A 22,318-nucleotide genomic window follows, 5' to 3' on the forward strand; every position below is an offset into this window, starting at 1 on the left:
GATTTGACCCATGTTCAAATATATTGGCGACATCGTTAAGGGTACCGGTACCCAGTTGCGCAGCCTGATCATGGTTTTCGGCCATGGCTTCCGCAAGCGCGACACCCTGCAATACCCGGAAGAAGCGGTCTACCTGCCGCCACGCTACCGTGGCCGTATTGTCCTGACCCGCGACCCGGATGGCGAAGAACGTTGCGTAGCCTGCAACCTGTGCGCCGTGGCGTGCCCGGTGGGTTGCATCTCGCTGCAGAAAGCTGAAACCGAAGACGGTCGCTGGTACCCGGAATTCTTCCGTATCAACTTCTCGCGTTGCATCTTCTGCGGCCTCTGCGAGGAAGCTTGCCCGACCACCGCAATCCAGCTGACACCGGATTTCGAAATGGCCGAGTTCAAACGTCAGGACCTGGTGTACGAGAAAGAAGACCTTCTGATCTCTGGTCCCGGTAAAAACCCTGATTACAACTTCTATCGTGTTGCAGGTATGGCCGTTGCCGGTAAGCCGAAAGGCGCCGCACAAAACGAAGCCGAGCCGATCAACGTGAAGAGCTTGCTGCCTTAAGGAAGAAAGATGGAATTCGCTTTCTATTTCGCATCGGGTATTGCGGTGGTGTCCACGCTTCGTGTGGTCACCAACACCAACCCTGTGCACGCCCTGCTCTACCTGATTATTTCGCTGATCGCCGTGGCGATGACTTTCTTCAGCCTCGGTGCACCATTTGCCGGGGTCCTGGAAGTGATCGCCTACGCCGGCGCCATCATGGTGCTGTTCGTGTTCGTGGTGATGATGCTCAACCTCGGCCCTGCCGCGGTTCAGCAAGAGCGCGTGTGGCTCAAGCCCGGCATCTGGCTGGGTCCGGTCGTACTCGCCGCTCTGCTGCTGGCTGAACTGCTGTATGTCCTGTTCAGCCACAGCAGCGGTGCGGCCATCGGTCAAACCACCGTAGACGCCAAGGCCGTGGGCATCAGCCTGTTCGGTCCTTACCTGCTGGTGGTCGAACTCGCCTCGATGCTGCTGCTCGCTGCAGCCGTCACGGCATTCCACTTGGGCCGCAACGAGGCGAAGGAGTAACTCATGCCTGCTATCCCTCTTGAGCATGGACTGGCGGTCGCCGGCATCCTGTTCTGCCTCGGCCTGGTTGGCCTGATGGTCCGCCGCAACATTCTTTTCGTGTTGATGAGTCTGGAAGTGATGATGAACGCCTCTGCCCTGGCGTTCATCGTGGCTGGCGCCCGTTGGGGCCAGCCGGATGGACAAATCATGTTCATCCTGGTGATCAGCCTGGCAGCCGCCGAAGCCAGTATTGGCCTGGCGATCCTGCTGCAACTGTATCGCCGCTTCCACACGCTCGATATCGACGCTGCCAGTGAGATGCGCGGATGAACCTACTCTTTCTGACTTTCGTATTCCCGCTGATCGGGTTCCTGCTGCTGTCGTTCTCCCGCGGCCGCCTCTCGGAAAACCTCGCGGCACTGATCGGCGTCGGCTCCATCGGCCTGTCGGCGATCGTGACCGCCTACGTGATCTGGCAATTCAACGTCGCACCGCCGGAAGGCGGCCACTACACCCAGGTGTTGTGGCAGTGGATGTCGGTTGACGGCTTCGCTCCGAACTTCGCCCTGTACCTGGATGGCCTGTCGGTCACCATGCTCGGCGTGGTGGTCGGCGTCGGCTTCCTGATCCACCTGTTCGCGTCCTGGTACATGCGCGGTGAAGACGGCTACTCGCGTTTCTTCGCCTACACCAACCTGTTTATCGCCAGCATGCTGTTCCTGGTGCTCGGCGATAACCTGTTGTTCCTGTACTTCGGCTGGGAAGGCGTGGGCCTGTGCTCCTACCTGTTGATCGGTTTCTACTACAGCAACCGCAACAACGGTAACGCAGCACTCAAAGCCTTCATCGTGACCCGCATAGGTGACGTGTTCATGGCCATCGGCCTGTTCATCCTGTTCCAACAGGTGGGCACGCTGAACATCCAGGAACTGCTGGTGCTGGCACCGCAGAAATTCCAGGCTGGCGACTTCTGGATCGTTCTGGCGACCCTGATGCTGCTGGGCGGCGCTGTTGGTAAATCGGCACAACTGCCGCTGCAAACCTGGCTGGCGGATGCGATGGCTGGTCCTACCCCGGTTTCGGCACTGATCCACGCCGCCACCATGGTGACCGCCGGTGTCTACCTGATTGCCCGTACCCACGGCTTGTTCGCCCTGGCGCCGGACATCCTGCAACTGGTTGGCCTGGTCGGCGGTGTGACCCTGGTGCTGGCGGGTTTCGCAGCCCTGGTCCAGACCGACATCAAGCGTATCCTCGCCTACTCGACCATGAGCCAGATCGGCTACATGTTCCTGGCCCTGGGCGTCGGTGCCTGGGACGGCGCGATCTTCCACCTGATGACCCACGCCTTCTTCAAGGCCCTGCTGTTCCTTGCTTCCGGTGCGGTGATCGTTGCCTGCCACCACGAGCAGAACATCTTCAAGATGGGTGGTCTGTGGAAAAAGCTGCCACTGGCCTACGCCAGCTTCATCGTCGGCGGCGCGGCCCTCGCGGCCCTGCCACTGGTGACCGCAGGTTTCTACTCGAAAGACGAAATCCTCTGGGAAGCCTTCGCCAGCGGCAACCACGGTCTGCTGTACGCCGGCCTGGTCGGTGCGTTCATGACTTCGCTGTACACCTTCCGCCTGATCTTCATCGCGTTCCACGGTGAAGCCAAGACCGAAGCCCACGCCGGCCACGGCATTGCCCACTGGTTGCCACTGTCGGTGCTGATCGTGTTGTCGACCGCCATTGGCGCGATGATCGTTCCACCGCTGCATGGCGTACTGCCAGAAAGCGTTGGTCACGCCGGCGGCGAAGCCAAGCACAGCCTGGAAATCGCCTCGGGCGCCATCGCCCTGTCCGGTATCCTGCTGGCCGCGCTGCTGTTCCTCGGCAAGCGTCGGTTCGTCACCGCGATCGCCAACAGCGGCATCGGCCGCCTGCTCTCGGCCTGGTGGTTCGCTGCCTGGGGCTTCGACTGGATCTACGACAAACTGTTCGTCAAGCCATACCTGGCGATCAGCCACCTGCTGCGCAAAGACCCGTTCGACCAAACCATCGGTTTGATCCCGCGTCTGGCCAAAGGGGGTCACAACTCCCTGAGCCGTACCGAGACCGGTCAACTGCGTTGGTACGCTGCCTCGATGGCTGCTGGTGCCGTGCTGGTTATCGGCGCCATCGTGCTGGTAGCGGTCTGATATGAACCTTGCGAACTTGCGAAAGGAAACGAGCCCGTCATGATTCTGCCTTGGCTAATCCTGATTCCCTTCATCGGCGGCCTGCTGTGCTGGATGGCTGAGCGCTTCGGCGCCACCCTCCCGCGCTGGATTGCGCTGTTGACCATGACCCTGGAACTCGCTCTCGGCCTCTGGCTGTGGGCCCACGGTGACTATTCATTTGCGCCGGCGCCTGGCGCCGACCCGACCTGGGCGCTTGAATTCAAGCACGTCTGGATCGAGCGCTTCGGCATCAACGTGCACCTGGCCCTCGACGGCCTGTCGCTGTTGATGATCCTGCTGACCGGCCTGCTGGGTATCCTCTCGGTACTCTGCTCCTGGAAAGAAATTCAGCGTCACGTGGGCTTCTTCCACCTGAACCTGATGTGGATCCTGGGCGGCGTTGTCGGCGTGTTCCTCGCCCTCGACCTGTTCATGTTCTTCTTCTTCTGGGAAATGATGCTGGTGCCGATGTACTTCCTCATCGCGCTCTGGGGTCACAGCTCTTCGGACGGCAAGAAAACCCGGATCTACGCGGCGACCAAGTTCTTCATCTTCACCCAGGCTTCCGGCCTGATCATGTTGGTGGCGATCCTGGCCCTGGTACTGGTCAACTTCAACAACACCGGTGTGATCACCTTCAACTACGCCGACCTGTTGAAGACCAAGATGTCGATGACCACCGAGTACATCCTGATGCTCGGCTTCTTCATCGCCTTCGCGGTCAAGCTGCCGGTTGTACCGTTTCACTCCTGGCTGCCTGACGCTCACGCCCAGGCACCGACCGCCGGTTCCGTCGACCTCGCCGGTATCCTGCTGAAAACCGCTGCCTACGGCCTGCTGCGCTTCGCCCTGCCGCTGTTCCCGAATGCTTCGGCCGAGTTCGCGCCGATTGCCATGGCTCTGGGCCTGGTCGGGATCTTCTACGGTGCGTTCCTGGCGTTTGCGCAGACCGACATCAAGCGTCTGATCGCCTTCTCCAGCGTGTCCCATATGGGCTTCGTGCTGATTGGCATCTACTCCGGCAGCGCGCAAGCCCTGCAAGGTGCCGTGATCCAGATGCTGGCCCACGGCCTGTCGGCTGCTGCACTGTTTATCCTCAGTGGTCAACTGTACGAGCGCACTCACACCCGCGACATGCGTGAAATGGGCGGCCTGTGGTCGAAGATCGCTTACCTGCCGGCCATCAGCCTGTTCTTTGCAGCCGCCTCCCTGGGTCTGCCGGGTACCGGTAACTTCGTCGGTGAGTTCCTGATCCTGATCGGCACCTTCGCCAGTGCGCCATGGATCACCGCGATTGCTACCTCCGGCCTGGTGTTCGGTTCGGTCTACTCGCTGATCATGATTCACCGCGCCTACTTCGGCCCGTCGAAGTCCGACGCGGTGTTGCATGGCATGGATGCTCGCGAACTGATCATGGTGCTCGGCCTTGCGGTGCTGCTGATTTACCTCGGCGTCTTCCCGCAACCGTTCCTCGATACCTCTGCTGCGACCATGCATGGCGTGCAGCAATGGCTCGGTACCGCCTTCACTCAACTCGCTTCGGCCCGGTAAGAGCGCTATGGAATTCACGATTCAACACTTTATTGCGCTTGCGCCACTGTTGATCACCAGCCTCACCATTATCGTGGTGATGCTGGCGATCGCCTGGCGCCGCAACCACTCGCAGACCTTCCTGTTGTCGGTGGCGGGTCTTAACCTGGCCCTGTTGTCGATCCTGCCAGCGCTGAAAGTCGCGCCTTTGGCCGTGACCCCACTGCTGCAGATCGACAGCTTCGCCTGCCTGTACATGGCGCTGATCCTGGTCGCCACCCTCGCCTGCGTCACCCTCGCCCATGCCTACCTGGGCGACGGCGGCACCGGTTACCCGGGCAACCGCGAAGAACTGTACCTGTTGATCCTGCTGGCCGCCGCTGGTGGCCTGGTGCTGGTCAGCGCGCAGCACCTGGCCGGCCTGTTCATCGGCCTGGAACTGCTGTCGGTACCGGTCTACGGCCTGGTGGCTTACGCCTTCTTCAACAAGCGTTCGCTGGAAGCCGGCATCAAGTACATGGTGCTGTCGGCTGCCGGTTCCGCGTTCCTGTTGTTCGGTATGGCCCTGCTCTACGCCGAAGCCGGCACCTTGAGCTTCAGCGGCATCGGCATGGCGCTGGAGGCCACTGGCCTGCCAAGCCCGCTGGCGCAACTGGGCCTGGGCATGATGCTGATCGGCCTGGCGTTCAAACTGTCGCTGGTACCCTTCCACCTGTGGACTCCGGACGTCTACGAGGGTGCTCCGGCACCGGTGGCGGCGTTCCTCGCCACCGCCTCGAAAGTCGCGGTGTTCGCGGTGATGGTGCGTCTGTTCCAGATGTCGCCAGTGGCCAGCAGCGGCGTGTTGAGCACCGTGCTGACCGTGATCGCGATTGCCTCGATCCTGTTCGGTAACCTGCTGGCACTGACCCAAAGCAACCTCAAGCGTCTGCTGGGTTACTCGTCGATTGCCCACTTCGGTTACCTGCTGATCGCCCTGGTGGCGAGCAAGGGTCTGGCACTGGAAGCCATCGGCGTGTACCTGGTCACCTACGTGATCACCAGCCTCGGCGCCTTCGGTGTGATCACCCTGATGTCCTCGCCGTACAAAGGCCGTGACGCTGATGCCCTGTACGAGTACCGCGGCCTGTTCTGGCGTCGTCCGTACCTGACTGCAGTACTGACCGTGATGATGCTGTCTCTGGCCGGCATCCCGCTGACCGCCGGCTTCATCGGCAAGTTCTACATCATCGCCACCGGTGTCGAAGCCCACCAATGGTGGCTGGTTGGCTCGCTGGTACTGGGCAGCGCCATCGGCGTGTTCTACTACCTGCGCGTGATGGTCACCCTGTTCCTGATCGAGCCAAACCTGCGCCGCGTCGACGCCCAGCTGCACTGGGAACAGAAAGCGGGCGGCGTGATGCTGCTGGCAATCGCCGTACTGGCGTTCTTCCTCGGCGTCTACCCACAACCGCTGCTGACCCTGGTTCAGCACTCGGGTCTGGCGGGTTGATCGCTTAGAAAGGCACGCAGTACAAACAGAAACGGCACCTTCGGGTGCCGTTTTTGCGTTTGGTGAATTAACTGACCATTTCTACTGCCACGGGTGTGTCACTCACCCACCTCGCCCCTCTTGGTAGTCCGCGAGTCACCTGAACTTCACCAGCAAAAACGCAATGGTCGCCCAAATCAAAGTCCCCCCTGTAAGCACGGCCTTCACCTTCAGCAGACACCTCAAGTTCCCGGGAAAGTCACGGATATCGCTGACATCGAGATCTCCGTTACGAAGGCCCGCCCCGGGCCACATCACCATCAAGGTGATTTTCGAAACTAACAGCAGGCGCGCAAGCCACCCGCAGGGGATCCGGCGCTGCCTTGCCCCATAGCGGGGCCGCTTGCCAGCGAGCTCGAAGACATGTACGAAGACGACGGAGGCACCTGGCGGGTGGGGCTCGTAGCGCTCGGTGCGCCGGTGCGGTGCATGGGGCGTGCCGGCGATGGTTTATTGGTGTAGGTCGCGGTTTTTACCGAGGGAATCAATTCGGATTTGCATGGACAGCCGCTGCGGCTGTCGAGTGTGCCGGCCATCAACCTGCCAGGTTCTCCATGTAAGGAATACCACCGACGATCTGGTAGGTTTTACCGGTTACCCCGCACGTAACTCGATCACCCTCACACGCATGTAGAACACCGTAAAGATTGATTCTCGGATCGCCATCGAGAACCTTGCCGCCACACTTCGTTTCGTCATTCAGACCTATAAAATAGCCGACGCTCACAGCGCTTGATCTCCATTATTTCTGTTCAGAAGAGAGGCAGAAATAATGCGGCGTGCGCTCAAAGCTTCGCGAGAGTCTCGGCGGGGTCAAACGTGCGATTAGGACCGTTCGCTAAAGGTAATTCTCCTTCTCCTACATCTGGAGCCGTAAGCGTCACCTACACCAGAAACAAACGTCCTGAACCTGCCAGATTTATGCTTCGACTAACGCCGGCCCATACCCCTCAATAAACTCACTCGGCATACGCTTCGGCCGGCCCGTAGACAGCTCAATACAGACAAAGGTGGTTTGCGCTCGCAGCAGGGTCGAGTTGTCGCTGGGGCGTACCAGCTGAAACTTCCGGGTCATTTTCAGGCGCTGGTCCCAGTCGACGATCCAGGTCGCCAACTGCAGCTCGTCACCCTCGTAGGCGGCGGCCAGGTAATCGATCTCGTGGCGGACCACGGCCATGGCTCGGTCCAGCCGGCGATACTCCACCAGGTCCAGTCCCAGGCGCTGTGAGTGGCGCCAGGCGCAACGTTCGAGCCAGGTGACGTACACCGCGTTGTTGGCGTGTCCCAGCCCGTCGATGTCCTCGGCGGCCACCTGCAGGTCAATCACAAAGGGGGTTGCCCGATCCCAGCCCATTCCACACTCCCGGTCCGTTTATTCGACCGGGAGCAGTGTAACGGATGATCAGGCCGATTGGCGCGCCTGCAGGCTGCGGCCGGCGAGCAAGGTCAGCACGCCCTCGACCACGCGAGGATCGGCCAGCACGCGCTGATGACCGCCCGTCTCCAGCCGCAACAGACGACTGTCGAACCAGGCCTCATGAATCAGTTGCGATTCGCTGACCCGCACAAAGGTGTCGTCTTCGGCGTGGACGATCAGCCCCGGCATGTCCAGCTGATAATGGGCGACATCCAGTCGGGAAGCGGGAATGCCCACCTCTTGCTCGATTTTGCGGATAAACGCCGAGCGTGCTCGCGCCGGCATGCCAACGAACTTCGCAAAACCGCGTAGCACGCTGAGGATCCGCGCCGGAGCGGCGATGCTCACCAGATTTTCGGTACGCAGGCCCAGTTGCACGGCGAGCATGGCACTGGCACCGCCCATGGAGTGGCCGATGACCGCATGCAGTGGCGGCAACTCGGCTGCGGCCTCGAGCATCGCCCGGGCAAACAGCATCACGTTGGCCTCGTGGCCGGGCGATCGACCGTGGGCCGGACCGTCGAGCGCAACAGCGGTGTAGCCCGCCCCAACCAGTGCGTTGATCAGGCTGGCGAACTGGGTCGGCCGCCCTTCCCAACCGTGCATCAGCAAAACAGTGGGTCCCTGGCCCCAGCGCAAGGCCGAGAGACCAAAGCGCAGGGTGATGCGCTCGGCGCTGGCCAGCAGCGGCAGCTCCCAATCCCGGGGTGGCGTCTCGCGGGGAGTCATGAACACCTGACGCATCTTGTTCGCAACCATCTGTGGCGCTACCCAGCCCAATGTGCCGTTAACGCCGCGAATCCAACTCATCGTGCTCATCGCTCATCTCCCAGGGCCAACGCTTCAGGTCACAGCACCGCCGACTTGGCGGCGCGCAGCAATCGATCAGACAACTCACCGGCCCCCAGCGCGCGCGCCAGGGCCAGACCACCCACCATCAACGCCAGATCAGCCAGCACCTTGTCGATGTCTTCCGGGCTGGTGGCCAACTGCGCCACCATCAGCTCGATGTGTTCATTCAGCGCACTGCGAAAATTATCTGGCAGGCGCCCCATCTCACCGACCGCTGCCGGAATCGGGCAGGCCTGCTCGGTGGAATCACGGTGCTTGCGCGACAGGTAAAAGGCCGCCACCAACGCCCGACGCTCCTCACCACTCAGCTCGCTGTCCATCTCGGCGATCAGCGCCCGGCGTTGACCGAGCAGTTGAGTGAAGGCTTCCAGCATCATCGCGTCCTTGCTTTCGAAGTGCGCATAGAAACCGCCGACGGTCAGGCCGGCCGCGCCCATCACTTCGCCCACGCTTGGCTCGGCCGGACCACGCTGAACCAGCGCAGAACTGGCGGCCTGGAGAATGCGTTCACGGGTTTGAGCTTTTTTGTCGTTCATCGTTGCCTCCGAATATTACGATAGAAATATTATTCTCATAATAAATTTACGCAAGTCGTTGATAGGACCGTTGGTCAGAAGAGCAGGATTGAGGGAGTAGGAAGATTGGCCAAACGCCAGACAAACAAAAGGGCCATTCAATAATTGAATGACCCTTATAAAATCCCGCAGAGCGGGTAATCGTGGCGTCCCCTAGGGGACTCGAACCCCTGTTACCGCCGTGAAAGGGCGGTGTCCTAGGCCACTAGACGAAGGGGACACAAACCTTCTGTACATGATCAGCGCTGAGTACTGATCGATTCAAGGCCGGTGTGGCCAGACCTTGAACTGTAAATTGGTGGAGCTTAGCGGGATCGAACCGCTGACCTCCTGCATGCCATGCAGGCGCTCTCCCAGCTGAGCTAAAGCCCCGGATTTTTCGCCTCGCGGCGGAGCGACGTTTTGCAACATCGCTTCTGTAAAACTGGCGTCCCCTAGGGGACTCGAACCCCTGTTACCGCCGTGAAAGGGCGGTGTCCTAGGCCACTAGACGAAGGGGACGCAAACCCTTCTACACCACTGATCAACGCTGAGTGTTGATCCCTTCAAGGCCGGTGTGGCCAGGCCTTGAAGTGTAAATTGGTGGAGCTAAGCGGGATCGAACCGCTGACCTCCTGCATGCCATGCAGGCGCTCTCCCAGCTGAGCTATAGCCCCTCATCGTTGATGTTGCCGTTGTAGCTGTTGGCTTCATCGCTGAGGACGGGGCGAATCTTAAGGGCGTATCGGAAGTCTGTCAAACTTATTTTTCAAATTTTTTAAAAAATTTTGTCGGCATAACAATCACTTACCGCCCTCCCCCCGTAAATCCGGGAGTCTGACGACCAAACCGCACCCCTCACCGGCGTGCGCATTGGCCATCAGTCCGTCACGCAGCGTGTCAGGCGATGGCGCCCAGCAGCTTTTCCCACTCTTTGTTTTCTTTCTTCGACACGCCGCCCAGCAGGTCAATGGCCTGGCGCAGACGGAAACGGGTCAGGTCCGGGCCAAGGATTTCCATGGCATCGAGCACCGACACCGAGCTGGCCTGGCCAGTGATTGCGGCAAACATCAACGGCATGGCGTCGCGCAGCTTCAGCTCGAGGGACTCGACCACCGCCTGGATAGTCGCGGTGATGCTGTCCTTCTCCCACTGACGCAGGCTCTCGAGCTTCCACAGGATCAATTGCATCAACTGGCGAACCTGATCGCCCGAAAGCTTCTTCGATTCGAACAACTTCGCGTCCGGGTTAACCCCACCGGCAAAGAAGAACCCGGCCAGCGGTGCGACCTGGCTGAAGGTTTCGACACGGCCTTGCACGTGCGGCGCGATCTTCATCATGTATTCGGGGTTCAGCGCCCAGGTCTGCAGGCGGCTGGCGAATTCTTCCACCGGCAGGTCGCGCAGCCACTGGCCGTTGAGCCACGACAGCTTCTCGATGTCGAAGATCGGTCCGCCAAGGGACACGCGCTTGAGGTCAAAGTTGTCGACCATTTCCTGCAACGAGAACTTCTCGCGCTCGTCCGGCATCGACCAACCCATGCGCCCCAGGTAGTTGAGCATCGCTTCGGGCATGAAGCCCATGCGCTCGTAGAAGGTCACCGAAGTAGGGTTCTTGCGCTTGGACAGCTTGCTCTTGTCCGGGTTGCGCAACAGCGGCATGTAGCACAGCTCCGGCTGCTCCCAGCCGAAGTATTCATACAGCAGGATCAGCTTGGGCGCCGATGGCAGCCACTCTTCACCGCGCAGGACGTGGGTGATGCCCATCAGGTGGTCGTCGACCACGTTAGCCAGGAAGTAGGTCGGCAGGCCGTCGGTCTTCATCAACACTTGCATGTCCATGCGATCCCACGGGATCTCGACGTCGCCACGCAGCATGTCCGGGACCACGCAGACGCCTTCGGTCGGCACCTTCATGCGGATCACGTGCGGCTCGCCAGCGGCCAGGCGACGGGCCACTTCTTCCTTGGACAGCAGCAGCGCGCGACCGTCGTAACGCGGGGTCTCGCCACGGGCCATCTGCTCGGCACGCATCTGGTCCAACTCTTCAGCGGTGCAGAAGCACGGGAACGCGTGCCCCATGTCCACCAACTGCTGGCAGTACTTCTGGTAGATCTCGCCACGCTCGCTCTGGCGATACGGGCCGTGTGGACCACCGACGTCCGGACCTTCGGCCCAATCGATACCCAGCCAACGCAAGGCGTCGAAAATCTGCTGTTCAGATTCGCGGGTCGAACGCAGTTGGTCAGTGTCTTCAATACGCAGGATGAACTCGCCGCCATGTTGCTTGGCAAAGCAGTAATTGAACAAAGCGATGTAAGCGGTGCCGACATGGGGATCGCCAGTAGGCGATGGCGCGATGCGAGTGCGGACGGTGGTCATGGCGTGTCTCGAAAGAAGATGAAAAGCGAAGTTGAAACAAAGGGCGAATGGTAACAGGCGACTGCCGCCCCGCTCCAGTGAGCAGGGCATATAAGCCAAGATAGAGGCCACAAATGGCGTTAACGCCACTCAGTGGCCGATTATCCCTAGGTGGCATTTACCGCTTGTCGGCTATGTGACAAATTCTCCAGCTGTTAAATTTCCTTACACTTTCCTGATTACAGTCTGCCCATGCCTGCCCAACTCAAGCGTCGCCTGTTCATCTTCCTGTTTGTTGTCCTGCTCATCGCCGGCGGCTTCTTCGCCGAATGGTTTTTCAAGGGGCGCTTTTATGAAAGCACCGACAACGCCTATGTCCAGGGCGAAATCACCCGGGTTTCCAGCCAACTCAGCGCACGCATCGACGAAGTGCTGGTGCAGGACAACCAGCACGTAGAGAAAGGCCAGTTGCTGATCCGCCTTGAAGGCGACGATTTCCGTCTGGCCGTCGACCGCGCCCAGGCCGCCCTCGCCACTCGCCAGGCCGAGCGTCTGCAAGCCAGCAGCAAACTGACCCAGCAGGCCAGCCTGATTGCCTCCAGCGAGGCGCAGGTAGAATCCAGCCGGGCCAGCCTGGGGCGTTCGCAAGTGGACCTGTCCCGCGCCGAAACCCTGCGCAAACCCGGTTACGTGTCCGAGGAACGGGTCACCACCCTCTCCGCCGAGAATCATATCGCCCAGTCCCAGGTGACCAAGGCCCAGGCCGATGCCCAGGCCCAGCGTCAACAGATCAATGCGCTCAACGCCGAAATCAAGCGCCTCGACGCGCAGATCGCCAATGCCCGGGCCGATCTGGCCCAGGCTGAACTGAATCTGACCCGCAGCGAAATCCATGCGCCGATCAGCGGCCTGATCGGCCAGCGCGCCGCACGCAATGGTCAGGTGGTGCAGGCCGGCGCCTACTTGTTGTCGATTGTCCCAGACCAGGAAATCTGGGTTCAGGCCAACTTCAAGGAAACCCAGATCGGCCACATGCAGCCCGGACAGAAAGCCGAGTTGATTTTCGACGCCTACGGCGACACACCGATCCAAGCCCGGGTCGACAGCCTGTTCGCTGCCTCCGGTGCGCAGTTCAGCCTGCTGCCGCCGGACAATGCCACCGGCAACTTCACCAAGGTCGTACAACGAATTCCGGTGAAGCTGACCTTTGCCGCCGACAATCCGCTGGCGGGCAAGATCCGCCCGGGCATGTCGGTGACCGTTAAAGTGAACGTCAAAGACCCGGTCGATGGCCGGTGATCAACTGATCCGCCCGGTCGGCGAACCGACCCGGCGGGACTGGATTGCGGTCATGAGCGTGATGCTCGGCGCCTTTATGGCGGTTCTCGACATCCAGATCACCAACTCTTCGCTCAAGGACATCCAGGGCGCACTGTCCGCCACGTTGGAGGAAGGCTCGTGGATTTCCACGTCCTACCTGGTGGCGGAGATCATCATGATCCCGCTGACCGCCTGGCTGGTGCAGCTGCTTTCGGCGCGGCGCCTGGCGGTCTGGGTCTCGGTGGGTTTTCTGTTCGCCTCGCTGCTTTGCTCCATGGCCTGGAGCCTGGAAAGCATGATCGTGTTCCGGGCGCTGCAGGGTTTCACCGGTGGTGCGCTGATCCCGCTGGCATTCACCCTGACACTGATCAAGCTACCTGAACACCATCGCGCCAAGGGCATGGCCATGTTCGCCATGACCGCCACCTTTGCCCCGTCCATTGGCCCGACCCTGGGCGGCTGGCTCACGGAAAACTGGGGCTGGGAGTACATCTTCTACATCAACGTGCCACCCGGCCTGCTGATGATTGCCGGGCTGATGTACGGCCTGGAGAAGAAAGAGGCGCACTGGGAGCTGCTGAAAAGCACCGACTACGCCGGCATTCTGACTCTCGGTGTCGGCCTCGGCTGCCTGCAGGTGTTTCTCGAGGAAGGCCATCGCAAGGACTGGCTGGAATCGAACCTGATCGTTGCACTGGGCAGCATCGCCCTGCTGAGTCTGATCACCTTTGTCATCGTGCAGGTGTCCAAACCCAATCCACTGATCAACCTGGGCATTCTGCGCAACCGCAACTTCGGTCTGTCGAGCATCTCCAGCCTGGGCATGGGCGTCGGTCTGTATGGCTCGATCTACCTGTTGCCGCTGTACCTGGCGCAGATCCAGAACTACAACGCCCTGCAGATCGGCGAAGTGATCATGTGGATGGGCGTGCCGCAGCTGTTCCTGATTCCGCTGGTGCCGAAGTTGATGAAGTACATTTCGCCCAAGTGGCTATGCACCCTGGGTTTCGGGCTGTTCGGCCTGGCGAGTTTTTCCTCGGGAGTGCTCAACCCGGACTTCGCCGGCCCGCAGTTCAACCAGATCCAGATCATCCGCGCCCTCGGGCAGCCGTTGATCATGGTCACCATCTCGCTGATCGCCACTGCCTACATCCTGCCGCAGGATGCTGGCTCGGCGTCGAGCCTGTTCAACATCCTGCGCAACCTCGGCGGCGCCATCGGCATCGCCCTCCTCGCCACCTTGCTGGATGCGCGGACCAAGACCTACTTCGATTACTTGCGCGAGGCCATCGTGCCGACCAACCCGCAAGTCGCCGAACGCCTCGCCGACCTGACCGAGCGTTTCGGCAGCGAGACGGCGGCACTGGGCAAACTCAGTGAAATCGCCCATCAGCAAGCGTCAATCATGGCCTACAACGATGCGTTCCACTTTGTCGGGATTGCGTTGGGGGTGAGCATGTTGGCGATTTTGCTGACCAAGGCGCTGCCAGCGGGGCTCAAGGCGGGTGAGGCCCACTAGCAGAAATCTGTAGTGCCCGCGATGAGGCCCCTACCAGGCGCAGAGGATCAAACCGCCAACAACCGCTCGCGCATCTTGGCAATCTCGTCGCGGGTCTGGGCTGCGGCTTCGAACTCGAGATCGCGGGCCAACTGGTACATCTTCTCTTCCAGTTGACGAATGCGCTTGTTGATCTCACTCGGCGAGCGCAACTGGGCTTCGTACTGGGCGCTTTCTTCGGCGGCCTTGGCCATGCCCTTGCGCTTCTTGCTGCGCGAGCCGGGGACGGTGGCGCCTTCCATGATGTCGGCAACGTCCTTGAACACACCCTTGGGGGTGATGCCATTGGCCAGGTTGAAGGCGATCTGCTTTTCACGACGGCGCTCGGTCTCGCCGATCGCCCGCTCCATGGAGCCGGTGATCCGGTCGGCATACAAAATCGCCCGACCATTGAGGTTACGTGCGGCCCGACCGATGGTCTGGATCAGCGAGCGCTCGGAGCGCAGGAAACCTTCCTTGTCAGCGTCGAGGATCGCCACCAGCGACACCTCTGGCATATCCAGGCCCTCACGCAGCAGGTTGATCCCCACCAGCACATCAAAGGTACCGAGACGCAAGTCGCGGATGATCTCGACCCGCTCCACGGTATCAATGTCCGAGTGCAGGTAACGCACGCGCACGCCGTGATCGGCCAGGTAGTCCGTGAGGTCCTCGGACATGCGCTTGGTCAGGGTGGTCACCAGCACCCGCTCTTCCTGGGCCACACGCTTGTTGATCTCCGACAGCAGGTCATCGACCTGGGTCAGCGCCGGACGGATCTCAATCTGTGGATCCACCAGGCCTGTCGGCCGCACCAGTTGCTCGACCACACGCCCGGCGTGTTCCGCCTCGTAATTACCCGGCGTCGCCGAGACAAAAATCGTCTGCGGGCTGATGCTTTCAAATTCGTCAAAGCGCATTGGCCGGTTATCCAGCGCCGACGGCAAGCGGAAGCCGTACTCGACCAGCGTTTCCTTGCGCGAACGGTCGCCCTTATACATGGCGCCCACTTGCGGCACGCTGACGTGGGATTCGTCGATCACCAGCAAGGCATCGGCCGGCAGGTAGTCGAACAGGGTCGGCGGCGCCTCGCCCGAACCGCGCCCCGAGAGGTAGCGCGAGTAGTTTTCGATGCCGTTGCAGTAACCCAGTTCGAGAATCATCTCCAGGTCAAACCGCGTGCGCTGCTCCAGGCGTTGGGCTTCCACCAACTTGTTGTTGGAGCGCAGATAATCCAGTCGTTCCTGCAACTCGGCCTTGATCCCCTCGATGGCATCCAGCAGGGTTTCCCGCGGCGTCACATAGTGGCTCTTGGGGTAGAAGGTGAAACGCGGCAGCTTGCGAATCACTTCACCCGTCAGCGGATCGAACGCCGACAGGCTTTCCACCTCATCGTCGAACAGCTCAATGCGAATCGCCTCAAGGTCGGATTCCGCCGGGTACACATCAATCACATCACCGCGCACGCGGAATGTCGCACGAGCGAAATCCATGTCGTTACGGGTGTATTGCAGGTCCGCGAGGCGCCGCACCAGGGCGCGCTGATCAAGCTTGTCGCCGCGATCGATGTGCAGGACCATTTTCAGGTAGGTTTCGGGACTGCCCAGACCGTAGATGCAAGACACCGTGGTGACAATGATTGCGTCCTTGCGCTCCAGCAGCGCCTTGGTCGCCGAGAGGCGCATCTGCTCGATGTGATCGTTGATCGAGGCGTCTTTCTCGATAAAGGTATCGGACGACGGCACATAGGCTTCGGGCTGGTAGTAGTCGTAGTAGGAAACGAAGTACTCCACCGCGTTGTTTGGGAAAAACGACTTGAACTCACCATACAACTGCGCCGCCAGGGTCTTGTTCGGCGCCAGCACCAGGGTCGGACGCTGCACTTGGGAAATGACGTTGGCAATACTGAAGGTCTTGCCCGAACCGGTCACGCCGAGCAGCGTCTGGTGCGCCAACCCGGCCTCGATGCCCTCGACCATCAGACGAATAGCTTCCGGTTGATCGCCGGCGGGCGCGAAACGGGTGACTAGCTGAAATTCGGACATAACCTACCTCTGGTGTACGCAGCGTGGCTTCGCGATTTCGCACAGCGCTCAACGCGGATGTCGCGGGGAAAAATCATGATAACCGCTGATGTGGAGGCGAATCCTCGCAGTTTCAAGATAAACGTCCTACGCCCCCTGTAATGGTGGGACATGACAATAAGACTAACGGTCAAAAAATAAAGGAAGATTCTTCGGCAAAAAGCGCAAACGCCTGTCGCCCTGCCCGGTGATGGCCTCTATACTATCTCCCCGTTTGTGCACCGCTCTAGTGCATTCGGCTGGAGCGCCACAGGTCCCTCCACATTCCATTCAGAGCCGCCGCAATAATGAGCCTGTTCTCCGCTGTCGAAATGGCACCACGCGATCCAATCCTGGGCCTCAACGAAGCATTCAACGCTGACACCCGTACCAATAAAGTCAACCTGGGGGTCGGTGTGTACTGCAACGAGGAGGGGCGAATTCCACTCCTGCGCGCCGTGGTCGAAGCCGAGACGATTCGCGCCGCTCAACACGCTTCGCGCGGCTACTTGCCGATCGACGGCATTGCCGCCTACGACCAGGCCGTGCAAAAACTGCTGTTCGGCGCCGAATCGCCACTGCTGGCTGCTGGCCGCGTGGTCACCACCCAGTCCGTCGGCGGCACTGGCGCACTGAAAATTGGTGCTGACTTCCTCAAGCAGCTGCTGCCGAACGCCGTCGTGGCGATCAGCGACCCGAGCTGGGAAAACCACCGCGCGCTGTTCGAGACCGCTGGTTTCCCGGTGCAGAACTATCGCTACTACGACGCCGCGACCCACGACGTCAATCGTGCGGGCCTGCTGGAAGACCTGAATGCCCTTCCGGACAACTCGATCGTGGTCCTGCACGCCTGCTGCCACAACCCGACCGGCGTCGACCTGAGCCCGGCGGACTGGAAAAACGTCCTGGAAGTGGTCAAGGCGAAAAACCATGTGCCGTTCCTCGACATGGCCTACCAGGGTTTCGGTGATGGCATCGACGAAGACGCCGCTGCTGTGCGTCTGTTCGCCGAGTCGGGGCTGAATTTCTTCGTCTCCAGCTCGTTCTCCAAATCGTTCTCGCTGTACGGCGAGCGCGTCGGCGCCCTGTCGATCGTCAGCGAATCGAAAGAAGAAAGCGCGCGCGTGCTGTCGCAAGTCAAGCGCGTGATCCGCACCAACTACTCCAACCCGCCAACCCACGGCGCCGCCGTCGTTGCTGCCGTGCTCAACAGCCCGGAACTGCGCGCCCAGTGGGAGCAGGAACTGGCCGAGATGCGCCTGCGCATTCGTGGCATGCGCACCCAGATGGTCGACCTGCTGGCCCAGCACGCACCGGATCACGACTTCAGCTTCGTCGGTCGCCAGTGCGGCATGTTCTCCTACTCCGGCCTGACCGTTGAGCAAGTCACCCGCCTGCGCAACGAGTTCGGCATCTACGCCCTGGACACCGGCCGCATCTGTGTGGCCGCGCTGAACCAGAACAACATCGGCGTCGTGACCCAGGCCATCGTCCAGGTCATCTAAGCCACAAGCGCGATAAAAAAGGGGAAGCCAGCTGGCTTCCCCTTTTTATTTGTCTCAGAGAGTGCTCGACCTGCTGGCCGGGCACTCTAGACTGCATATACATATCCAGATCTGGGAGCGGGCTTGCCCATTTTGTTCAACATTGTTGATGACTGACACACCGCCTTCGCGAGCAAGCTCGCACCTACAGATCCTGTGGAGCCCCCATGAAAAACGATAATTTGCGCGCCGATCGCGACGACACCGAAGACTTCTTTCCACGACCTCAAGCCAAGCATGCGAAGAGCCTGGTGATGCAAGTCGCCACGGGCGTATTCCTCGGCGGCCTGGCGTTGTGGCTGGTGCAACTGGCCGCCACTTCGCTGTACGCCAAACTCCTGCTCGGCACCCTGACCTTCGGCGGATGACGACCGTCGGGCGAATTCGACAAAGAATCATTTTTTTGTTGACTTGTTCTTTTTAATCAGTAAGATACGGCGCATTCCGCGATAGCTCAGTTGGTAGAGCAAGTGACTGTTAATCACTGGGTCCCTGGTTCGAGTCCAGGTCGTGGAGCCAGACAAGGTTCCAGAGAAGCTCCCAAAATCTCTGAAACACCCGAAAAACCCGCCTTCTGGCGGGTTTTTTCGTTTCGGCGTTCCGTCGGATTCCGGGAAGTACCAGCCATTTCAAGGACGGCGTTTGGGATAAAGATCAGTTCGATAAAAGGGAGCACCCTTATGTCGCTCATTACTGTTCCACGCTCCGACGCCGCTTGCCGTTCGGCCAAGCCCCAGACCGCGCCTATTGCGTCCGCTCAAGGACTGCGCCTCATTTAAAGTTAGTCCTCGGTCCGATCCAGCCGTTCACGCAAGAATTCAATCAGCGCTTGTACCGGTCGCGAGCCCTGACGATGTTGCGGATAGACCGCCGATAACGTCAACGGCTCAGGGCGGAAGTTGTCCAGCACCGGCACCAGTCGCCCGTCCTTCAAGGCCGAACCGACAATGAAGGTCGGCAAATAAGTAATGCCCATGCCGGCGATGGCCGCGTCCTTGAGCAATTCACCGTTGTTGACCCGCATCCTTCCAGTGACGTTCACGGTCAATGGTTTGCCCTGCCCCTCGAAACGCCATTGCACCTGACGACCGTGGCCGTAGGGCAGGCAGTCATGTCTGGCCAAGTCGTCAGGGATGACCGGCATACCGCGCTCGACCAGGTAGGCCGGGCTGGCGCAGTACACCCGCTGGATGGAGGCGAGGCGTCGGGCGATCAGCGTCGAGTCTTCCAGCACACCGATGCGCAATGCCAGGTCGTAGCCCTCATTGAGCAAGTCCACCGGACGATCACTCAAGTCCACTTCCACCGTGACGTCGCGATAGCGCTGCAAAAACACCGGCAGCAGGCAACCCAAGTGCGCCACCGCGAACGACAGCGGCGCGCTCAAGCGAATGGTGCCGCGAGGCTCGGCGGTCTGCCCAGCGATGCCCTGCTCCACGTGTTCAACTTCACTCAGTAGACGTAGCGCCGATTCGTAGTAGCTCTGTCCCAGCGGCGTGACGTCCAGCCGCCGGGTCGAGCGGTTGAGCAGGCGCACACCGAGGCGCTCCTCCAGTTGCATCAGCCGGCGGCTGACGAACTGCTTGGACAGGCCCAACTGATCGGCCGCCGCCGTGAAGCTGCCGGAGTCCATCACCTGGCAAAAAATACGCATGTCTTCGAACGGGTTCATTGTCACTCTCTGGTTGACAGTTAAACGCTTTATAGCCGCTTTTTCACTTTCAGGCACCTCATTAATCTGTGCTCACGGTGTTGCTGAGGCCTGAAGCCCAGCGCCACAGCAGCCCGATCCCAAGGCATACAAAAACTCAAACGACTTAAAAAGGAATTGCACATGAACATCAAGAAAACCCTCGCCGCTTCCCTCCTCGCCCTGTCCATCGGCAACGCCTTCGCCGCCGAAGGGACTGGCGTCGAACACAACACTCAGGCCTTCCTCGACGCCCTTGCCGCCGGCGGTGGCAAACCGCTCGAGCAACTGAGCCCGAAAGACGCCCGCGCGGTGCTGACCGGCGCCCAGGCTTCGGTGAAGGTTGACCTGTCCGGCGTTGAAGTCAGCGACAAGGCGATCAAGGTCGATGGCCAGACGATCAACCTGAAAGTGGTGCGTCCGGTCAAGGTCAAGGGCGAGCTGCCGGTGTTCATGTTCTTCCACGGTGGCGGCTGGGTGCTGGGCGACTTCCCGACGCACCAACGGCTTATTCGTGATTTGGTGGTGGGTTCTGGCGCGGTCGCGGTGTACGTCGATTACACGCCGTCGCCGGAAGCGCAGTACCCGACCGCGATCAATCAGGCTTACGCGGCAACCAAATGGGTGGCCGAGCACGGCAAGGACATCGGTGTCGACGGCAAGCGTCTGGCGGTGGCCGGCAACAGCGTCGGCGGCAACATGGCGGCAGTCGTGGCGCTGATGGCCAAGGAACAGAAAACCCCGACTCTGCGCTTCCAGTTGCTGATGTGGCCGGTGACCAACGCCGGGTTCGATAACGGCTCGTACCAGCAATTTGCCGAGGGCCACTTCCTGACCAAAGGCATGATGCAGTGGTTCTGGGACAACTACACCACCAACCCGGCCGAGCGTGCGCAGATCCATGCCTCGCCGCTCAACGCCAGCGCCGAACAGCTCAAGGGTCTGCCCGCCGCGCTGGTGCAAACCGCCGAGTTCGACGTGCTGCGTGACGAAGGCGAAGGCTACGCCCGACACCTCGACGCGGCCGGCGTACCGGTGACCTCGGTGCGCTACAACGGGATGATTCATGACTTCGGCCTGCTCAACCCGCTGAGCGGAATACCTGAAGTGAAGGCCGCTGTGCGTCAGGCTGCGGTAGAACTCAAGACCCACCTGAACTGAGTGCAACCCCTCGCCACACCTTCGGGTGTGGCGTTTTCTTTTGTGCCCGCCGGAGTTCACCCCATGAGCCTTTTTTCTGCCCACCTGCTGTCCTGGAGCGCCCTGCTGCTGGTGCTCGACGCCCTGCTCTGGCATCTCGCGCCGTTCAAACATCGCGCACAACGGGTCGGTGTGCGGCTGGTGCTGTTCCTGGCTTTCAACGCACTGGCCATCAACGCCGGCGTCAGCCCGTTGCAGGCGCCGTTGTTTGCCGATGATCCGGTGGCGCAACTCGGGGCGACGGCACTGGGGATTCTCTGGTGGCTGTACGCCGCGCGAGTGCTGACTGAAGTGATCGGCCTGATCCTGATGCGCCGCATCGGCCACAGCGGCCGTCTGTTGCAGGACGTGATCGGTGCGCTGGTGTTTCTCGCGGCCATCGTCGCGGCGGCCGGTTATGTGCTGGATCTGCCGGTCAAAGGTCTGCTCGCGACTTCCGGGGTGGTGGCGATTGTCATCGGTCTCGCGCTGCAAAGCACCTTGGCCGACGTGTTTTCGGGCATCGTGCTGAACACCACCAAGCCGTATCAGGTGGATGATCTGGTGGTCATCGACGGCGTCGAAGGCAAGGTGCTCGACATCAACTGGCGCGCCACGCACCTGCTGACCAGCACCGGCACCCTGGCCGTGGTACCGAACTCGGTGGCGGCCAAGGCCAAGATCGTCAACCTCAGCCGCCCGAACAACTTGCACGGCGTGTCGATCAGCATCAAGGTGCCGAACCACATCCGTCCACGCCGGGTACTCGACGCCCTCGACCGCACGCTGCAAGGCAGCAGCAGTCTGTTGCTGTCGCCTGCGCCGAAAGCGGTGCTGAAAGAGGCCGGCGAAGAAATGTCGGAATACGTGGCCAGTGGTTTCATCGCCGAACTGGGCAAGAAAAGTGACGTGCGCAATCAACTGTTCGACCTCGCCCACCGCCACCTCGAAGCCGCCGACATTTCGCGGCACCCGGACGGCGTGATCGAACCGTCGACCCGCGCCCGCGCCTTGCTCGATGAAGTGAAAATCTTCCGCTCGCTGAGCCATGAGGAACGCGATCGCCTCGCCGAATCAATGGTCGCGCAGCAGTACAACGCCGGGCAGGTGGTACTCAATCTGGAGGAAGTCCCGGACAGCCTGTTCGTGATCGCCACCGGCGTGGTCAGCGCCAGCGTGCCGGACGGCAATGGCTTCACCGAGGCTGGACGCATGGGACCGAGTGAGGTCATGGGGGAACAGAGCATTCTGGCCGATACGCCTTCGCAGGCGACGTTCACGGCGCTGACGTCTTCGATCATTTATCGTCTCGACAAGAACCTGACTCGCCAGTGCATGGAGCAGCGCAGTGAAGTGGGTCGGGCGTTGAACAAGTTGCAGGCGGTACGGCAGCAGAACAGTCGGCTGGCGTTGATGGCCAAGCCTGCGCCGGTTCGCAAGGGTGGTTTTCTGGGGTGGTTGCAAAAGCGCTGAGCCCTTTCCAACAGA

The 22,318-nt window shown here is 60.6% G+C and carries 19 protein-coding genes and 5 tRNA genes; 13 read left to right on the forward strand and 11 right to left on the reverse strand.

All coding sequences use genetic code 11. From position 1 onward, the window contains the following. The first annotated feature begins 10 nt into the window (after nucleotides 1-10). The 6 genes from nuoI to nuoN are packed head-to-tail and all read left to right on the forward strand — an operon-like array spanning nucleotide 11 to nucleotide 6,274. Nucleotides 11-559, forward strand: coding sequence for an NADH-quinone oxidoreductase subunit NuoI (gene nuoI, locus KW062_RS19465; protein ID WP_027616006.1), 549 nt, complete (start codon nucleotides 11-13; stop codon nucleotides 557-559). Between the two features lie 9 nt (nucleotides 560-568). Further along, the gene (gene nuoJ / locus KW062_RS19470) at nucleotides 569-1,069 is read left to right on the forward strand and encodes an NADH-quinone oxidoreductase subunit J (RefSeq protein WP_027616005.1); all 501 of its coding nucleotides are present in this window, start codon (nucleotides 569-571) and stop codon (nucleotides 1,067-1,069) included. A 3-nt stretch (nucleotides 1,070-1,072) separates the two neighbouring features. Beyond that, nucleotides 1,073-1,381: an NADH-quinone oxidoreductase subunit NuoK gene (gene nuoK, locus KW062_RS19475; protein ID WP_003223790.1), complete on the forward strand. Its 309-nt coding sequence runs from the start codon at nucleotides 1,073-1,075 to the stop codon at nucleotides 1,379-1,381. Continuing rightward, complete coding sequence (nuoL, locus tag KW062_RS19480) at nucleotides 1,378-3,231, forward strand: NADH-quinone oxidoreductase subunit L (RefSeq protein WP_105755243.1); 1,854 nt, start codon at nucleotides 1,378-1,380, stop codon at nucleotides 3,229-3,231. Before nuoK ends, nuoL begins: the two co-directional genes overlap by 4 nt. 39 nt (nucleotides 3,232-3,270) lie before the next feature. Then, on the forward strand, nucleotides 3,271-4,803 hold the full coding sequence (nuoM, locus tag KW062_RS19485; RefSeq protein ID WP_027616003.1) for an NADH-quinone oxidoreductase subunit M: 1,533 nt from the start codon (nucleotides 3,271-3,273) through the stop codon (nucleotides 4,801-4,803). Nucleotides 4,804-4,810: 7 nt separating this feature from the next. Further along, complete coding sequence (nuoN, locus tag KW062_RS19490; RefSeq protein WP_027616002.1) at nucleotides 4,811-6,274, forward strand: NADH-quinone oxidoreductase subunit NuoN; 1,464 nt, start codon at nucleotides 4,811-4,813, stop codon at nucleotides 6,272-6,274. Between the two features lie 574 nt (nucleotides 6,275-6,848). On the opposite strand, the gene KW062_RS29315 is transcribed toward nuoN, so the two are convergent. The 9 genes from KW062_RS29315 to gltX all read right to left on the reverse strand — a co-directional run bounded on the left by KW062_RS29315 (nucleotide 6,849) and on the right by gltX (nucleotide 11,518). Beyond that, nucleotides 6,849-7,040 (reverse strand): PAAR domain-containing protein, encoded by a 192-nt coding sequence (locus KW062_RS29315; protein WP_327192005.1) that lies wholly within the window; start codon nucleotides 7,038-7,040, stop codon nucleotides 6,849-6,851. A 192-nt stretch (nucleotides 7,041-7,232) separates the two neighbouring features. Continuing rightward, nucleotides 7,233-7,667 carry an acyl-CoA thioesterase gene (locus KW062_RS19495; protein WP_105755242.1) on the reverse strand — a complete coding sequence of 145 codons (435 nt, stop codon included), beginning with the start codon at nucleotides 7,665-7,667 and terminating at the stop codon, nucleotides 7,233-7,235. A gap of 48 nt (nucleotides 7,668-7,715) precedes the next feature. Continuing rightward, a complete protein-coding gene (locus KW062_RS19500; protein ID WP_105755241.1) occupies nucleotides 7,716-8,549 on the reverse strand; it encodes an alpha/beta fold hydrolase in 834 nt (277 codons plus the stop codon). A gap of 29 nt (nucleotides 8,550-8,578) precedes the next feature. Next, nucleotides 8,579-9,118: a TetR/AcrR family transcriptional regulator gene (locus tag KW062_RS19505; RefSeq protein ID WP_105755240.1), complete on the reverse strand. Its 540-nt coding sequence runs from the start codon at nucleotides 9,116-9,118 to the stop codon at nucleotides 8,579-8,581. A gap of 183 nt (nucleotides 9,119-9,301) precedes the next feature. Next, a tRNA-Glu gene (locus tag KW062_RS19510) sits at nucleotides 9,302-9,377 on the reverse strand. A gap of 76 nt (nucleotides 9,378-9,453) precedes the next feature. After that, nucleotides 9,454-9,529: transfer RNA gene (locus tag KW062_RS19515), tRNA-Ala, on the reverse strand. Between the two features lie 53 nt (nucleotides 9,530-9,582). Further along, nucleotides 9,583-9,658 (reverse strand) — tRNA-Glu (locus KW062_RS19520). Between the two features lie 79 nt (nucleotides 9,659-9,737). After that, nucleotides 9,738-9,813: transfer RNA gene (locus KW062_RS19525), tRNA-Ala, on the reverse strand. Between the two features lie 223 nt (nucleotides 9,814-10,036). Then, entirely contained in the window at nucleotides 10,037-11,518 is a 1,482-nt protein-coding gene (gene gltX / locus KW062_RS19530) for a glutamate--tRNA ligase (RefSeq protein ID WP_027615998.1), read from the reverse strand. A 231-nt stretch (nucleotides 11,519-11,749) separates the two neighbouring features. Between gltX and KW062_RS19535 the strand changes: the two genes are divergently transcribed. Beyond that, a complete protein-coding gene (locus KW062_RS19535; RefSeq protein WP_105755551.1) occupies nucleotides 11,750-12,796 on the forward strand; it encodes an HlyD family secretion protein in 1,047 nt (348 codons plus the stop codon). Beyond that, nucleotides 12,786-14,336, forward strand: coding sequence for an MDR family MFS transporter (locus KW062_RS19540; RefSeq protein WP_027615996.1), 1,551 nt, complete (start codon nucleotides 12,786-12,788; stop codon nucleotides 14,334-14,336). Before KW062_RS19535 ends, KW062_RS19540 begins: the two co-directional genes overlap by 11 nt. Before the next feature lie 47 nt (nucleotides 14,337-14,383). Here KW062_RS19540 and uvrB read toward each other — a convergent pair whose 3' ends face one another. Next, nucleotides 14,384-16,399, reverse strand: a complete 2,016-nt coding sequence (uvrB, locus tag KW062_RS19545; protein WP_105755550.1) for an excinuclease ABC subunit UvrB — start codon at nucleotides 16,397-16,399, stop codon at nucleotides 14,384-14,386. Between the two features lie 326 nt (nucleotides 16,400-16,725). On the opposite strand from uvrB, the gene KW062_RS19550 reads away from it, so the two are divergent. From KW062_RS19550 to KW062_RS19560, 3 genes are all read left to right on the forward strand, one after another. Continuing rightward, nucleotides 16,726-17,922 (forward strand): amino acid aminotransferase, encoded by a 1,197-nt coding sequence (locus KW062_RS19550; protein WP_027615994.1) that lies wholly within the window; start codon nucleotides 16,726-16,728, stop codon nucleotides 17,920-17,922. Nucleotides 17,923-18,128: 206 nt separating this feature from the next. Further along, nucleotides 18,129-18,329 carry a hypothetical protein gene (locus tag KW062_RS19555; RefSeq protein WP_027615993.1) on the forward strand — a complete coding sequence of 67 codons (201 nt, stop codon included), beginning with the start codon at nucleotides 18,129-18,131 and terminating at the stop codon, nucleotides 18,327-18,329. Between the two features lie 75 nt (nucleotides 18,330-18,404). Then, nucleotides 18,405-18,480, forward strand: a tRNA-Asn gene (locus KW062_RS19560). A 262-nt stretch (nucleotides 18,481-18,742) separates the two neighbouring features. Here the strand turns inward: KW062_RS19560 and KW062_RS19565 are convergent. Next, the gene (locus KW062_RS19565; RefSeq protein ID WP_027615992.1) at nucleotides 18,743-19,633 is read right to left on the reverse strand and encodes a LysR family transcriptional regulator; all 891 of its coding nucleotides are present in this window, start codon (nucleotides 19,631-19,633) and stop codon (nucleotides 18,743-18,745) included. Nucleotides 19,634-19,795: 162 nt separating this feature from the next. On the opposite strand from KW062_RS19565, the gene KW062_RS19570 reads away from it, so the two are divergent. After that, nucleotides 19,796-20,812, forward strand: coding sequence for an alpha/beta hydrolase (locus tag KW062_RS19570; RefSeq protein WP_027615991.1), 1,017 nt, complete (start codon nucleotides 19,796-19,798; stop codon nucleotides 20,810-20,812). Between the two features lie 63 nt (nucleotides 20,813-20,875). Then, the gene (locus tag KW062_RS19575) at nucleotides 20,876-22,303 is read left to right on the forward strand and encodes a mechanosensitive ion channel family protein (RefSeq protein WP_105755549.1); all 1,428 of its coding nucleotides are present in this window, start codon (nucleotides 20,876-20,878) and stop codon (nucleotides 22,301-22,303) included. Nucleotides 22,304-22,318: the final 15 nt, after the last annotated feature.

The organism is Pseudomonas fluorescens (assembly GCF_019212185.1).
In the GTDB taxonomy this organism is placed as follows: domain Bacteria; phylum Pseudomonadota; class Gammaproteobacteria; order Pseudomonadales; family Pseudomonadaceae; genus Aquipseudomonas.

Bases quoted from the DNA above. Each gene is read 5' to 3' on its own strand.
- nuoL (WP_105755243.1), top strand. From the start codon at position 1,378: ATGAACCTACTCTTTCTGACTTTCGTATTCCCGCTGATCGGGTTCCTG.
- nuoJ (WP_027616005.1), top strand. From the start codon at position 569: ATGGAATTCGCTTTCTATTTCGCATCGGGTATTGCGGTGGTGTCCACG.
- KW062_RS19535 (WP_105755551.1), top strand. From the start codon at position 11,750: ATGCCTGCCCAACTCAAGCGTCGCCTGTTCATCTTCCTGTTTGTTGTC.
- KW062_RS19555 (WP_027615993.1), top strand. From the start codon at position 18,129: ATGAAAAACGATAATTTGCGCGCCGATCGCGACGACACCGAAGACTTC.
- KW062_RS19495 (WP_105755242.1), bottom strand. From the start codon at position 7,667: ATGGGCTGGGATCGGGCAACCCCCTTTGTGATTGACCTGCAGGTGGCC.
- nuoN (WP_027616002.1), top strand. From the start codon at position 4,811: ATGGAATTCACGATTCAACACTTTATTGCGCTTGCGCCACTGTTGATC.
- KW062_RS19550 (WP_027615994.1), top strand. From the start codon at position 16,726: ATGAGCCTGTTCTCCGCTGTCGAAATGGCACCACGCGATCCAATCCTG.
- nuoM (WP_027616003.1), top strand. From the start codon at position 3,271: ATGATTCTGCCTTGGCTAATCCTGATTCCCTTCATCGGCGGCCTGCTG.
- KW062_RS19505 (WP_105755240.1), bottom strand. From the start codon at position 9,118: ATGAACGACAAAAAAGCTCAAACCCGTGAACGCATTCTCCAGGCCGCC.
- KW062_RS19575 (WP_105755549.1), top strand. From the start codon at position 20,876: ATGAGCCTTTTTTCTGCCCACCTGCTGTCCTGGAGCGCCCTGCTGCTG.
- KW062_RS19565 (WP_027615992.1), bottom strand. From the start codon at position 19,633: ATGAACCCGTTCGAAGACATGCGTATTTTTTGCCAGGTGATGGACTCC.
- KW062_RS19500 (WP_105755241.1), bottom strand. From the start codon at position 8,549: ATGAGCACGATGAGTTGGATTCGCGGCGTTAACGGCACATTGGGCTGG.
- KW062_RS19570 (WP_027615991.1), top strand. From the start codon at position 19,796: ATGAACATCAAGAAAACCCTCGCCGCTTCCCTCCTCGCCCTGTCCATC.
- gltX (WP_027615998.1), bottom strand. From the start codon at position 11,518: ATGACCACCGTCCGCACTCGCATCGCGCCATCGCCTACTGGCGATCCC.
- KW062_RS19540 (WP_027615996.1), top strand. From the start codon at position 12,786: ATGGCCGGTGATCAACTGATCCGCCCGGTCGGCGAACCGACCCGGCGG.
- nuoK (WP_003223790.1), top strand. From the start codon at position 1,073: ATGCCTGCTATCCCTCTTGAGCATGGACTGGCGGTCGCCGGCATCCTG.
- uvrB (WP_105755550.1), bottom strand. From the start codon at position 16,399: ATGTCCGAATTTCAGCTAGTCACCCGTTTCGCGCCCGCCGGCGATCAA.
- nuoI (WP_027616006.1), top strand. From the start codon at position 11: ATGTTCAAATATATTGGCGACATCGTTAAGGGTACCGGTACCCAGTTG.